Here is a 12,881-nt window from a genome sequence, read left to right on the forward strand (position 1 = left end):
TTCTGTTCAGCCCAGCGATATCCGGCGGCCGGCGCCATCGGGAACCGGCAGATCGGCCTGCGCCGTTGCCAGTTCCGCCATGCGCGCCGCTGGCACGCCGGTGGCCGGCCCGGCCCGGCCGGTGTCCTTGCTGACATGCAACAGCATCTGTTCGGCCGTGGCCACCAGTTGCCCGTCGCTGCCGCGAAACAGGCTGTGGAACACGTGGGCGCGCTTGGCATCGGCGCCCAGAATCTGCGTGGCGGCCACCAGGCGATCGCCCGCGTGGGTTTCGCCCAGATGGCGGATGTGGGTTTCCACGGTGAACCAGCTGCCGGCCTGCGCCAGGTAGGCCGCATCCACGCCGATGTGCCGCAGCAGCGCATCGGTGGTATCGCCAAACACCTGGAGGTAGCGATGCTCGGTCATGTGGCCGTTGTAGTCGATCCATTCCGGCGCCACGTCGGTGGCGTGGAGGGCCAGGGGCCGGCGTTCGTCGATGCTGCTGGCGAGCGGGGCGGGGGCCTGCTCCATCAGGCGGCGGGCATAGCTGGCAAGGGTTTGCCCAGCGCCGTAATCCTGCCCGCGCAGGCCCGAAAGCACGGCGATCAGGCAATCGTCGCGCTGGCGCTCCAGCGCGCGGATCGACATGTCGCCGGCCTGGTCGTCAGACTGCGCGGCAACCGCGTCGATCAGCTCCTGCGTCAGTTCGGGTGCTTCGAGCTTGGTCCACGGCAGTTTCAGCGCAGGGCCGAACTGCGCCAGGAAATGGCGCATCCCGGCCTCGCCGCCGGCCATGCGATAGATCAGGAACGTGCCCATGAACGACCAGCGCAGCCCGGCGCCAAAGCGGACCGCGTCGTCGATTTCCTCGGTCGTCGCCACGCCGTCGTTCACCAGCCACAGCGCCTCGCGCCACAAGGCTTCGAGCAGGCGATCGGCGATGAACCCGTCGATTTCCTTGCGCACATGCAGCGGGTGCATGCCGATGGCCGAATAGAAGGCGGCGGCGCGGTCCCTGGTTTGGGTTGAGGTCTGGGCGCCGCCGCAGATTTCAACCAGCGGCAGGAGGTATACCGGGTTGAAGGGATGACCCACGACCAACCGTTCGGGATGGGCCATGCCCGATTGCAGGCGTGTGGGCAAAAGGCCCGAGGTGGACGAGCCGATCACCACGTCGGGCCGCGTGGCGGCATCGATGCGGGCCAGGATCGCGATCTTGAGGTCTTCGCGTTCGGGCAGGCTTTCCTGCACGAAATCGGCATCGGCTACGGCGTCTTCCACGCTGCTGGCCAGGCGCAGGTGGCCTTGCGCGGGCAGGGCGCCGGGCACCAGCTTGTCCCAGGCGCGGCGTGCGGCGGCCAGCACGGTCGTCACCTTGCGTTCGATTTCCGGATCGGGATCGAAGATCGCCACGTCGATGCCGTTGAGCAGCATGCGCGCCGCCCAGCCGGCGCCGATCACGCCGCCGCCGACCAGCCCCGCCCGGGCGATGGAATGCGCCGCCATTACGCCACCTTCCGCAGCTTGAGCTTTTCCCGCACCTCGGCCGGGCCCATCACGCGCACGTTCATCGCCTCGATGATGGTGCGCGCGCGGGTGACCAGATCGGCGTTGGAGGCCTTGACCCCGCGCGAGAGATAGAGGTTGTCTTCCAGGCCCACGCGGACGTTGCCACCGGCCAGCACGGCCATGGCCACGAACGGCAGCTGCCGCGCGCCGATCGAAAAGGCCGAGAACGTGGCGCCTGGCGGCAGCTGGTTGACCATCGCCATGGTCGTGCCCGGATCATCGGGCGCGCCATAGGGGATGCCCAGGCACAGCTGGATCATCACCGGATCATCGAGCAGGCCTTCCTTGATCAGGTCTTTGACAAAGACCAGGTGGCCGAAATCGAACACTTCCAGTTCGGGCCGCACGCCCAGTTCCTGCACTTTGGCCGCCATGGCGCGCAGGTGGCTGGGCGTGTTGGTCATCACATAGTCGCCCAGCGAAAAGTTCATCGTGCCGCAATCGAGCGTGCAGATTTCGGGCAGAAGTTCCACCACATGGGCCAGCCGTTCCATCGGGCCGACCATGTCGGTGCCCACCGGATTGAGCGGCAGGGGATTTTCGCCCGCGCCGAACACCACATCGCCGCCCATGCCGGCGGTCAGGTTGATGATCACGTCGGTATCGGACTCGCGGATGCGCTCCACCACTTCGCGATAAAGCGCGACATCGCGGCTGGCCTGCCCGGTTTGCGGATCACGCACATGGATGTGGGCAATCGCGGCGCCGGCCTTGGCCGCCTCGATCGAGGCCTGCGCGATCTGCGCCGGCGTGATCGGCAGGTCGGGATGACGGCTGGCGGTGTCGCCCGAACCGGTAACCGCGCAAGTGATGAACACGTCGCTCTGCATCGCAACTCCCCCGTGCTGATGATGCCAGCATGCGGCAGGTGCCGTGAAAATTTGACGCGAAAAACGACACAGATGATGCAATTTGCGACGCGGCGTGTTTTCCTGCGCGGCGATGACCGAACCCGCGATACCCCCGCCTGAACGAATCGATTTCCTGCTGGTGGAGGGCTTTTCCGCCCTGGCGTTCTTTTCCACGGTGGAGCCGCTGCGCGTGGCCAATCGCCTGGCCGCCCAGCCGCTGTTTGCCTGGCGCCTGCATTCCGCCGATGGCGAGCCGGTGGCGGCATCGAGCGGGATGCGCGTGGTGGTCGATGCGCCGCTGGCTGCGCTCGATCCGCCGGGCACGCTGATCGTGTGCGCCGGGTTCCATCCCGAACGCGGCCTTGGGCGCGCCGGGCTGGCCGCGCTGCGCCGCTTTGGGCGCGGCGGCGGGCGGTTTGGCGCGATCGACACCGGCATCGTGCTGCTGGCCCAGGCCGGGGTGGCCGGGCCGGGCCCGGTGGCGATCCACTGGGAAGCGGAAAGCGGGTTTCGCGAGGCCTGGCCGCAGATCGCCGTGGCCGATGCGCTCTACACGCTGAGCGAGCGGTTGTTCAGCTGTGCCGGTGGCACCGCCGCGCTCGACATGATGCTCGAACGCATCGCCCGCGCCCATGGCCTCGCTTTTGCCAATACCGTGGCCGAACAGTTCATCCACGACCGCATTCGCCCGGCCGGCGAAGGGCAGCGCATGGCGGCCGGCCAGCGCCTGGCGATCCGCGATCCGCACCTGCTGCGCGCGATCGCCGCGATGGAGGCCCACCTCGACCTGCCGTTGCGCTCGGCCGACCTCGCCCGCCAGGCAGGCGTGGGCGTGCGCCGGCTGGAGCGGCTGTTCCTGGCGCATCTGGGGGTTTCGCCGCAGCGCCACTACCGCCGGCTGCGGCTGGAGCGGGCGCGGGTGCTGCTCGAAACCACCGACCTGCGCGTGCTCGACGTGGCGCTGGCCACGGGCTTTGATTCGGCATCGGCGCTGACCCGCGATCTGCGCCGCGCGTTTGGCATCACCGCCACCGCCGCCCGCCGTGGCACCCGCTTTGCCCGCGCTACCACCGCCGAGTGAGCCTTGCGCATTTCCCCCCTTGCGGCCCCCGGCCAAGCCCCCCAGCATCGCGTGTACACACGGGCGTGCACAGGCACGACCCGCCAAGACGGGGGAAATGGGCCATGTCCAGCCAACCGGTTACGCGCTCGCGGATAGAGGCGCATTCGATCGATTTCGTGCCGCTGGCCGAGCGGCATGGCAAAGTCTGGCATCTGTGGCCGGTGTGGTTTGCCGGCGATGCGCACCTGGCCACGCTGGCCACCGGCGCGCTGGGCATTGCCATGGGGCTCAACCTGTTCTGGTCGCTGGTGGCGATCGTGGGCGGCTGCGCGCTGGGCACGTTCTTCATGGCGTTCCATGCGGCGCAGGGGCCGCAGCTGGGCCTGCCGCAGATGATCCAGTCGCGCCCGCAGTTCGGCTATCGCGGGGCGCTGCTGGTGTGGGTGGTCGCGCTGATCACCTACGTTGGCTACAACGCGTTCAACCAGGTGCTGGCGGCGCAGACGGTGCAGGAACTGGCAGGCCTGCCACCCCGGCCGACGATGGCGGTTTTCACCATTCTGGCGATGGGCGTGGCGCTGATCGGCTATGACCTGATCCACCGGGCGCAGCGCACGCTGGCCTTTGCCCTGATCGCGATCCTGGCGGTGTTTACTGCCGGCGCAGCCTGGCTGGTGCCATTGCCCGCTGGGCAGTTCGATCCGCACCGCTTCGTGATGATCCCGTTCCTGCTGCAGTTCTTTGCCGCGGCCGCGTATCAGCTCAGCTGGTCGATCTATGTTTCTGATTATTCGCGCTATCTTCCGCCCGAAGTGGGCGTGCGCGCGGCGTTTTGGTGGACCTTTGGCGGTGCCATGCTGGGCGGGGTGTGGATGATGGCGGTGGGGGCGATCGCCGCCGCCGCGCTGCCGCAGGATGGCGTGATCGCCGCTGCGCGCATGGTGGGGGACCAGATCGTGCCCGGGTTTGGCATGGTGCTGCTGGTCGTGGCCTTTGCCGGGCTGATCACGGCCACTTCGCTCAATTTCTACGGCGCGTCGCTGACGCTGCTGTCGATTGCCGATTCCTTCATGACCCTGCGCAGCACGATCCGCGAACGAGTGGTGTCGCTGGTGATCGTCACGGTGCTGGCTTCGGCGCTATCGTTTTCCGCATCGAAGGATTTCATGCACGATTACGAACTGCTGCTGTCGGTGCTGCTGTATATCTTCACGCCATGGACGGCGATCAATCTGGTCGATTTCTACATCGTGCGAAAAGGGCATTATTCGATTGCGGCGATATTTGATCCAGACGGCATCTATGGGCGGTGGAATGCGCGCGGGCTGATCGCCTATCTTGCCGGGTTCCTGGCCATGGTGCCGTTCTTCAGCACGCATGTTTTTACAGGGCCGGTCGCGCGCGCCCTGGGCGGGGCAGACATCTCGATGCTGATCGGCTTGCCGGTCTCGGCGCTGGCCTATCTCGTCTTGTGCAGAAACGTTTCGGCAACGCAACAGATGGAGGTGCCGCAGCATAAGCAAAGCGTTTGTTGACCATAAGTTGCGCTTTGCATAACTTTTTTGACAGGAGGACCTGGCTGAATTGATCCGGTGAGTCCGCACAAGCGCATAACGCCCGCGTTCCCGTGATCATTCAGTACAACACATGGGGGAATTCATATGCGTTATAAGCATCTATCCGGCGTTGCTCTGCTTGCGCTCGCCGGCGCCGCTTCACCCGTCCTCGCGCAATCAGCACCCGATGCGGCAACGCCGGCGTCTGCTGCCGGGGGCGATGACGAAGGCAGTCCCATCGTTGTCTATGGCCGTGGCGAAACCCGCCAGGTCCAGACCGTTACCGCGGTTGATATCAAGGCCGCCACGCCCGGTACCAGCCCGCTCAAGGTGCTGGAAAAGCTGCCGAGCGTTTCGGTGCAATCGGCCAATGCGCTGGGTACCAACGAATGGTCCACGCGCTTTTCGGTGCGCAGCTTCAGCCAGAACCAGCTTGGTTTCACGCTCGATGGCGTGCCGCTGGGCGACATGAGCTATGGCAATTTCAACGGCCTGCACATCAGCCGCGCGATCGCCTCGGAAAACATTGGCAGTTCCACCCTGGCGCAGGGTTCGGGCGCGCTCGATACGCCGTCGAGTTCCAACCTGGGCGGCACGGTACAATTCTTCAGCCAGACGCCGACCGACGATTTCGGCGTCGATACCCAGGCCAGCTATGGCAGCGAAAACGCCTATCGCCTGTTCGGCCGGCTCAACACCGGCGATCTGGGTGGCGGGGTCAAGGCCTATGTCAGCGGATCGTGGCTCGATGCGCCCAAGTGGAAGGGCGAAGGCAAGCAGCAGGCCTGGTCGGTCAACAGCAAGATCGTGGTGCCGCTGGGCACGAGTGCCAAGCTGACGGCCTTTGCCAACTATTCCGATTTCAAGGACGACGACTACATGGATATGTCGCCGGCCTTGATCCAGAAATATGGCTGGAACTGGGATTATATCCGCAACGATTACAAGACCGCTCTGGCGATTGCCAAGAACCTGCAATCGGATCTGGTCAACTATTCCAAGTATTGCGCCAATTACGCCGGATACAGCCAGACGATCTGCGCCGATGATACCTATTACAACGGCTATGGCCTGCGTAAGGACTTCCTGGCCGGCGCCAGCCTGACGGCGGACCTCGGCAGCGGCCTGTCGCTGCGCATTTCGCCCTATTATCACCACAACAAGGGCATCGGTACGTGGTGGACGCCCTATACCCCAACGCCGGGCGGCGCGGCGCTGTCGATCCGTTCCACTTCGTACAAGATTGCGCGCGGCGGCCTGACCGGGGCGCTGACCTACAAGATCGGCACCAACGAGCTGGAACTGGGCGGTTGGTACGAATCCAACAAGTATACCACGGCGCGGCAGTTCTTCCCGCTGGCGGACTCGACCACGTCGAGCATCGACAACCGCGAGTGGCCGCAAAATCCGTTCTACACGCAGTATAAGTACAACTTCAAAATCACCACCGCGCAGTTCTTTGTCCAGGATACGTTCCAGGCCACCGACAGCCTCAAGATCAACGCCGGCTTCAAGGGCCTCAGCGTGATCGTCGACAACCAGTACGATCCCGCCAGCCAATCCAGCGCTGCCGCGCGCGATACCTCGGGCCGGCTCAAGGCGCGTGACCTGTTCCTGCCGCAGGCGGGCGTGAACTATACGTTCAATCCCCAGGTCGAGGCGTTCCTCAGCTATGCCGAGAACATGCGCGCCTTTACCACCGATCCGTTCATGACGAACCAGGCCGGTTTCCAGGCCATCAAGAACACGATCAAGCCGGAAACCTCGAAGACGGTGGAAGGCGGCCTGCGCTTCCATCTCGATCACTTCGAAGGCTCTATCGCGGGCTATCACGTCAAGTTCGAGAACCGGCTGCTTTCGGTGCAGCCCTGCGCCATCATCGTAGGCTGCGCCACGGTGCTGTCCAACGTGGGTTCGGTCACCACCAACGGGGTGGAACTGGCCGGCACCTATCACCTGACCCGGGCGCTGTCGCTCTATGGCTCGTATTCCTATACCGATGCGCGGTATGACGACGACGTGCTGAGCGGCGTGCTCTACCCCACCAAGAACAAGCAGGTGGCGACGGTTCCGGCGCACCTCGCCAACGCCGAAATCGCCTATGACGATGGCGTGATCAGCGGCCGGATCGGCGCCAATTACCAGTCCAAGCGCTATTACACCTATACCAACGATGCCAGCGTGCCCGGCCGCGTGCTGGTCGATGTCTCGCTGGGCTATCACTTCGATGCCGCCGACGGCCCGCTGCATAATCTGGAAATCCAGGGGAACGTCACAAATCTGTTCGACAAGAAGTATATCGCGACGCTCGGTGAGAACGGTCTGGCCTTCACCGACCCCGGTGGTACGCTGCAGTCGATGCTGGTGGGGGCGCCGCGCCAGGCCTCGATCACGCTGCGCAAGCGGTTTTGACAGAGTACGGATGCCGGCGAGCGCAGCGCCGGCATCCGCCTGTTTATTGAGGCAAGCATGATGACGTATCGGCCGGCGCGCCGCAGTTTCCTGAAAGCGGTGGCGGCGGCCGGGGCGGCCGGAACCTTGCCGCAATCGATCGCCACGGCTCTGGCGCTGCCGGCCGCACGGCGCACCGGCACGCTGGCCGATGTCGAACATGTGGTCATCCTGATGCAGGAAAACCGCTCGTTCGATCACTATTACGGCACCCTGCGCGGGGTGCGCGGCTATGGCGATCCGCGCCCGCTGCTGCTGCGCAATGGGAAAAGCGTGTTTCACCAGCCCACGCCCGATCGCCAGGGCGTGGTGCTGCCGTTTCGCATGGATGGCCGGATCAGCAATGCCCAGGGCCTGAAAAGCCTGGACCACAGCTGGAAGGGCGCCTTTGCCGATTGGGCGGAATACGACAGCTGGATCAAGCACAAGACGCCGCAATCGATGGGCCATTTCGTGCGCGAGGACATCCCGTTCTATCACGCGCTGGCCGATGCCTTTACCATCAACGATCAGTATTTCTGCTCGATCCACGGGCCGACCAATCCCAACCGCATGTTCCTGTTTTCCGGCACCAGCGGGCTGAGCGCAGGCGACGATCGCGCCCAGGCGGTGGACAATGCCGACGATGGCAACTGGACGGCCGACATGGCGCGCGACAAGGCCGATTTCCCCGGCGCGGCGCGCTGGACGACCTATGCCGAGCGGCTGGAACAGGCCGGGGTAAGCTGGCAGGTCTATCAGGAATACGAGAATTTCGGCGACAACTCGCTGCCGTACTTCGCCAATTTCCGCGGGCTCGATCGTGCGTCGTCGCTCTATCGCCGCGGGCGGGCGTGGGTGGCGGGATCGAGCGCAGAAACGGCCGAAACCTCGCAGGCGCAATATCTGGTCTCTGCCTTTGCCAAGGACGTGGCCGCCGATACGCTGCCGCAGGTTTCGTGGATCGTGGCGCCGGCGCGCTATTCCGAGCATCCCGAGGCGACGCCGGCCTTTGGCGAAAGCCTGACCGCGCGCCTGATCGAAGCGCTGGTGGCCAATCCCAAGGTCTGGGCCAAGACCGCGCTGATCATCAACTATGATGAGAACGACGGCTTTTTCGACCATGTGCCGGGCCCGGTGCCGGCGGTGAACCGTGCCCAGGGGCTGAGCAGCGTGGACACGCATGGCGAGGCCTACAAGGGCGAGCCGGTGGGCCTGGGCATCCGCGTGCCGCTGATGATCGTTTCGCCCTGGACGCGCGGCGGCTTTGTCCATTCCGGGGTCAATGATCACACCTCGGTGATCCGCTTCCTGGAGCGGCGCTTTGGCGTGATGGAGCCCAACATTTCGCCCTGGCGCCGCGCGGTCACCGGCGATCTGGTCGACATGTTCGATTTTGCCGATCCCGATGGAGCGGCGCTGCATGCCTTGCAGGCATTGCCCGCGATCGGCGATTATCGCGCGCGTGTGGCGGCGCAGGCCGCCCTGCCGCAGCCGCATCCGCCGGCTGACCAGGCCATGCCCCGGCAGGAACCCGGCCAGCGCCCGGCGCGCGCGCTGCCCTATCGCCTGGCGGTGGGCGAGGTGGGCAGCGGCGCCGATTGGCAGCTGGAATTTGCCAATACCGGCCGCCAAGGCGCGGTATTCCAGGTTTATGATCGCGGCGGCACCGCCGGCCCGTGGACCTATACCGTGGCCGCCGGTGCCACCTTGCGCGATCGGCCGCCCGGCCTGGCTGCCGGGCCGTGCCGCCTGACGGTGCGCGGGCCCAATGGCTTTGTGCGCGATCTGGCTGGGCCGCTGCCGCCGCCCGCGCGTGTATCGGTGCAGGAAGCGGGCGATACGCTGCTGGTGGCACTGGCCAATCCTGGCGCGGCGCCGGTCACGCTGTCGCTGCGGCACCTGGCCTATGGCTCGGCCTCGGCCACGCCACAGCGCATCGTGCTGGCGCCCGGCCAGGCCCGCACGGTGCGGGTGCCGATTGCTGCCAGCCATCACTGGTATGATCTGGCCGTGGACGGCCCCGATGGCTTTCGCCGCCGTTTTGCCGGCCACGTCGAGACCGGCAAGCCGAGCTGGTCTGACCCGGCGATGGGGACGATGGTCGAGGTGTAGGCTGGTTGCGGTTTTGATAATTACAGCGGGACCCCGGATCAAGTCCGGGGTGACGAGAAAATAAAGCTATCCTAACATGTTACCGTCACCCCGGACTTGATCCGGGGTCCCGCTTTGATCCCGCCGCCTCAGCCCAGCGGTTCTTTCAGCCAGGCCACGCCACGGCGCAGCAGATCGTGGAATACCGGCAAATCCCAGGCGCAGCGGTCCACGCTGGGCCACCAGTCAAGCATCGGTTGCAGATCATAGTGCCCGCGGCAGTGGCCCAGGGTGAGGTAGAGCACCGCGCCCTGGCCGTGCTCCTTGATATAGAACACTGGATGGCGGCCGGGGGCGGCAGCGGCCTCGACAAAGCCGGTGCCCGGCTCGGTGCAGCAGGTATCGAGCAGGACGTGCAGGTTGCCGTGGGTTTCGAGGTGATAAAGCTCGTCCGTGGTGTCGAACGGTTCCACCCCGGCAACCAGCGGGTGATCAGGATCGGCCACTTCGACGCGATAGGGTGCGATCGGTGGGTGGCTGATGAACTGGCTGCCCAGCATGTCCATGAACAGCGGCGCCCAGCGCGGCGCATCCCACAGCCCGGCGTTGGGCCCCTGGTCGAGCAGGCGTAGCACCGAATTGGTGCCGTGCAGGGCATACCAGCGCCCGCCGCGCGCCAGCCAGGCGCGCAGCGCTTCCTGCGCGGCCAGTGAGGGCGTCACGTCGCAGGTATAGGTGATCAGGATATCGGCCGCTTCGATCGCGGCGATGTTCTCGTAATCCTCGAACACGCGGGTGCGCACGGCGGGATCGTCGGCCAGCAGTTTCAGCAGTTCCAGCCGGGCGAAATCCATGTCGTGCCACACCCCGCCGCAGATGAGCACGCAGTCGATGCGGCGCGGGTGGCTCTGCCCGGGTTCGCTCACGCACCGGCTCCGTCGCTGCCTTCGGGAATGCCGAGGTATTGATCGAGCGTCTGCTGGAACTGGCGCAGGCGGATTTCCTGGTAGTTGCCCAGCTGCACCTTGCCGGTCTTGGAGGCGTGGAGGCCTTCCTGCACATAGGGCAGGTTATCCATGTCCTGTTCGAACACGTCGCCCAGGATGCCCAGTTCGGGCGCCTCGGTCCATTTCTGGTCAAGCCGCAGGAACTTCATCGGCACGCCGCGCGGATGCTTTTCACCCTTTTTCACGCGCATCAGGATGCGCACTTCCATGATGCAGGTATCGGGCGTCTTTCCGGGGCGCCAGCGATAGACGATGTTGGGCATGAACCCGCCCCACGGGGCGAAGTTGGGGAACACGTTGTAGACCAGCGCATCGAGCAGTTCGGCATCGGTGGCGTGATCGTGGTCATAGCCGGTCTGCGCGGTATAGGCGGCGCGCATCTTGGCACCCAGCGCCTCGCGCGCGGTCATGCCTTCGGGCACTTCGACAGCATAGGGATCGGCGGAGGTATCATAGTTGTCGCCGCTGCGGCCGTTGTACTTGACGAACTGGTCAACGATCCACTGCTCGCTCTTGCCCGCCGGATCGAGGTGCGGAGACATCGTGCCGAACGGCACGAGGTTGACGTTCACATGATCGCCCCAGGTCCAGTAGGCGCTGTTGCAATCGCCGGTGAAAGGCAGCAGCTGCGGGTGGGTGACCACGGTGTGCCAGGCTTCCATGAAGGCTTCGGCCGTGACTTTCCAGTTGGCCGGCACTTCCTTGCCCACCCACATTACCGTCACGCATTCTTCATGGCGCCAGCGCTTGAAGTGATCGGGCAGCGGGGCAAGGAATTCCTCCAGGCTCGGCCCGCCGGGCTCTTCCCGCAGGAAGATGTAGCCGCCCCACTGGCCCACCTCTACCGCCGGCAGCGCCAGCTTGTTTTCATCGAGGTGGGCGAAATCCCACTTGCATGGCATGTGGTTGAAACTGCCGTCCTTGTTCCAGGCAAAGCCATGGAACGGGCAGACGAAGCGATCGGCCGTGCCATCTTCGGTGCGCAGCTTGCGGCCGCGATGGAGGCACACGTTGTGCATGGCGCGCACCGATCCATCGTCCTGGCGCGAGATGAGGAAACTGCGCCCGGCGTTTTCATAAACGACATAATCGCCCGGCTCGGGCAGGTCTTCCTCGCGCGCGGCGAACTGCCACACGCGCGGCCACATCCGCTCGCGTTCCAGCTGGGCGAAATGCTCGCTGGTATAGCGCGCGGCGGCGATCGGCGTGCTGCCGCGGTTCTGATAGCTGGGCGTGGTCAGCACCTCGGGCGCGGGCCGCGAATCGGCGGCCATCAGTTCCAGCCAGCTGATCCCCTCGCTGACCGGCAGGCCGCAGCTTTCGGGCGTAGGGCGCTGGGCCACGGTGTCTGCGCTTGCGGTATCGGGTGCTGCCATGGTGGGTGCCATCCTGTCCTCTCGCGCCGGATCGTGACTGCCCGGCCTACATGCCAGCATGGTCTAGGACGGCGACGCGGCGCAAGTCACCTTGCTGAAAGCATAGGTTTCGCGCGCGCCCGGATCGCGGCATGATCACCCATCAAGACCAAAATGCGGGAGAGAATGGCCGTGTCCAGGAGGCTGGAAGGAAAAGTGGCGCTGGTAACCGGCGGCACCAGCGGGATCGGCGCAGGCGTGGTGCGCCGCCTGGCGGCCGAAGGCGCCAAGGTGGTGTTTACCGGATCGCGCGCCGAACTGGGCGAGGCACTGGCGCAGGAGGTGGGCGGCCGCTTTGCCAGCCACCGCGTGGAAGATGCCGCCGCCTGGCCGGGCCTGATCGAGAGTCTGCTGGCCGAGCATGGCCGGCTGGACATTGCGTTTGCCAATGCCGGCACCGAACAGGGCGACGCCAATATCGAGGACGTGACGATCGAAGGCTGGTCCAAGATCGTGGCCATCAACCAGACCGGCGTGATGCTGACCGTGCAGCACGCGATCCGCGCCATGGCCCGCAACCAGGGCGCGACGGGATCGATCATCATCAATTCCTCGATGAACGCGGCGCGCCCGCTGGGCAACTATGTCACCTATTCCACCACCAAGGCCGCTGTCGTGGCGCTGGCCAAGTCGGCCGCGGTCTATTGCGGGCAAAAGCGCTATCGCATCCGGGTCAACGCGATCCTGCCGGGCGTGGTGGAAACCGACCTGATCCGCGCCATCATGGAAAGCCAGCCCGATCCGGCCGCCGTGCGCGCGATCTATGAAGGCATGGCGCCGATGAACCGCATGGCGCAGGTGGAGGAAGTGGCAGGCCTGGTCGCCTATCTGGCAAGTGACGAGGCGAGCTTCATTTCGGGCGCGGAACTGACGATCGACGGCGCCACCACGGCCGGGATGATGGGGGTATGACG

9 protein-coding genes are annotated in these 12,881 nt (G+C 65.4%); 5 read left to right on the plus strand and 4 right to left on the minus strand.

Annotated features, from left to right (window positions below; translation table 11 throughout):
* Nucleotides 1-6: 6 nt before the first annotated feature.
* Entirely contained in the window at nt 7-1,488 is a 1,482-nt protein-coding gene (locus tag FHW97_RS09475; protein ID WP_171798792.1) for a carnitine 3-dehydrogenase, read from the minus strand.
* Nucleotides 1,488-2,381 carry a 3-keto-5-aminohexanoate cleavage protein gene (locus tag FHW97_RS09480; protein ID WP_022675654.1) on the minus strand — a complete coding sequence of 298 codons (894 nt, stop codon included), beginning with the start codon at nt 2,379-2,381 and terminating at the stop codon, nt 1,488-1,490. The genes FHW97_RS09475 and FHW97_RS09480 overlap by 1 nt, the downstream gene beginning before the upstream one ends.
* A 112-nt stretch (nt 2,382-2,493) precedes the next feature.
* Between FHW97_RS09480 and FHW97_RS09485 the strand changes: the two genes are divergently transcribed.
* From FHW97_RS09485 to FHW97_RS09500, 4 genes are all read left to right on the plus strand, one after another.
* Complete coding sequence (locus tag FHW97_RS09485; RefSeq protein WP_171798793.1) at nt 2,494-3,483, plus strand: GlxA family transcriptional regulator; 990 nt, start codon at nt 2,494-2,496, stop codon at nt 3,481-3,483.
* Nucleotides 3,484-3,587: 104 nt separating this feature from the next.
* A complete protein-coding gene (locus tag FHW97_RS09490) occupies nt 3,588-5,000 on the plus strand; it encodes a cytosine permease (RefSeq protein ID WP_171793063.1) in 1,413 nt (470 codons plus the stop codon).
* A gap of 126 nt (nt 5,001-5,126) precedes the next feature.
* Nucleotides 5,127-7,433, plus strand: coding sequence for a TonB-dependent receptor (locus FHW97_RS09495; protein WP_054131408.1), 2,307 nt, complete (start codon nt 5,127-5,129; stop codon nt 7,431-7,433).
* A 57-nt stretch (nt 7,434-7,490) separates the two neighbouring features.
* Nucleotides 7,491-9,566 carry a phosphocholine-specific phospholipase C gene (locus tag FHW97_RS09500; protein ID WP_216647710.1) on the plus strand — a complete coding sequence of 692 codons (2,076 nt, stop codon included), beginning with the start codon at nt 7,491-7,493 and terminating at the stop codon, nt 9,564-9,566.
* Nucleotides 9,567-9,694: 128 nt separating this feature from the next.
* Here the strand turns inward: FHW97_RS09500 and FHW97_RS09505 are convergent, their stop codons facing one another.
* The gene (locus FHW97_RS09505) at nt 9,695-10,399 is read right to left on the minus strand and encodes a ThuA domain-containing protein (RefSeq protein ID WP_216647727.1); all 705 of its coding nucleotides are present in this window, start codon (nt 10,397-10,399) and stop codon (nt 9,695-9,697) included.
* 68 nt (nt 10,400-10,467) lie between these two features.
* On the minus strand, nt 10,468-11,928 hold the full coding sequence (locus FHW97_RS09510) for an SRPBCC family protein (RefSeq protein ID WP_171798795.1): 1,461 nt from the start codon (nt 11,926-11,928) through the stop codon (nt 10,468-10,470).
* A gap of 171 nt (nt 11,929-12,099) precedes the next feature.
* Here FHW97_RS09510 and FHW97_RS09515 point away from each other — a divergent pair, with 171 nt between their 5' ends.
* Nucleotides 12,100-12,879 (plus strand): SDR family NAD(P)-dependent oxidoreductase, encoded by a 780-nt coding sequence (locus tag FHW97_RS09515; protein ID WP_370525361.1) that lies wholly within the window; start codon nt 12,100-12,102, stop codon nt 12,877-12,879.
* Nucleotides 12,880-12,881: the final 2 nt, after the last annotated feature.

It is taken from the genome of Novosphingobium sp. SG754 (assembly GCF_013149315.1).
Lineage (GTDB): Bacteria > Pseudomonadota > Alphaproteobacteria > Sphingomonadales > Sphingomonadaceae > Novosphingobium > Novosphingobium capsulatum.

What these genes read in the sequence shown, in the direction of transcription:
- FHW97_RS09475 (WP_171798792.1), bottom strand. Translation starts at nt 1,488, where the DNA reads ATGGCGGCGCATTCCATCGCCCGGGCGGGGCTGGTCGGCGGCGGCGTG.
- FHW97_RS09480 (WP_022675654.1), bottom strand. Translation starts at nt 2,381, where the DNA reads ATGCAGAGCGACGTGTTCATCACTTGCGCGGTTACCGGTTCGGGCGAC.
- FHW97_RS09485 (WP_171798793.1), top strand. Translation starts at nt 2,494, where the DNA reads ATGACCGAACCCGCGATACCCCCGCCTGAACGAATCGATTTCCTGCTG.
- FHW97_RS09490 (WP_171793063.1), top strand. Translation starts at nt 3,588, where the DNA reads ATGTCCAGCCAACCGGTTACGCGCTCGCGGATAGAGGCGCATTCGATC.
- FHW97_RS09495 (WP_054131408.1), top strand. Translation starts at nt 5,127, where the DNA reads ATGCGTTATAAGCATCTATCCGGCGTTGCTCTGCTTGCGCTCGCCGGC.
- FHW97_RS09500 (WP_216647710.1), top strand. Translation starts at nt 7,491, where the DNA reads ATGATGACGTATCGGCCGGCGCGCCGCAGTTTCCTGAAAGCGGTGGCG.
- FHW97_RS09505 (WP_216647727.1), bottom strand. Translation starts at nt 10,399, where the DNA reads ATGGATTTCGCCCGGCTGGAACTGCTGAAACTGCTGGCCGACGATCCC.
- FHW97_RS09510 (WP_171798795.1), bottom strand. Translation starts at nt 11,928, where the DNA reads ATGGCAGCACCCGATACCGCAAGCGCAGACACCGTGGCCCAGCGCCCT.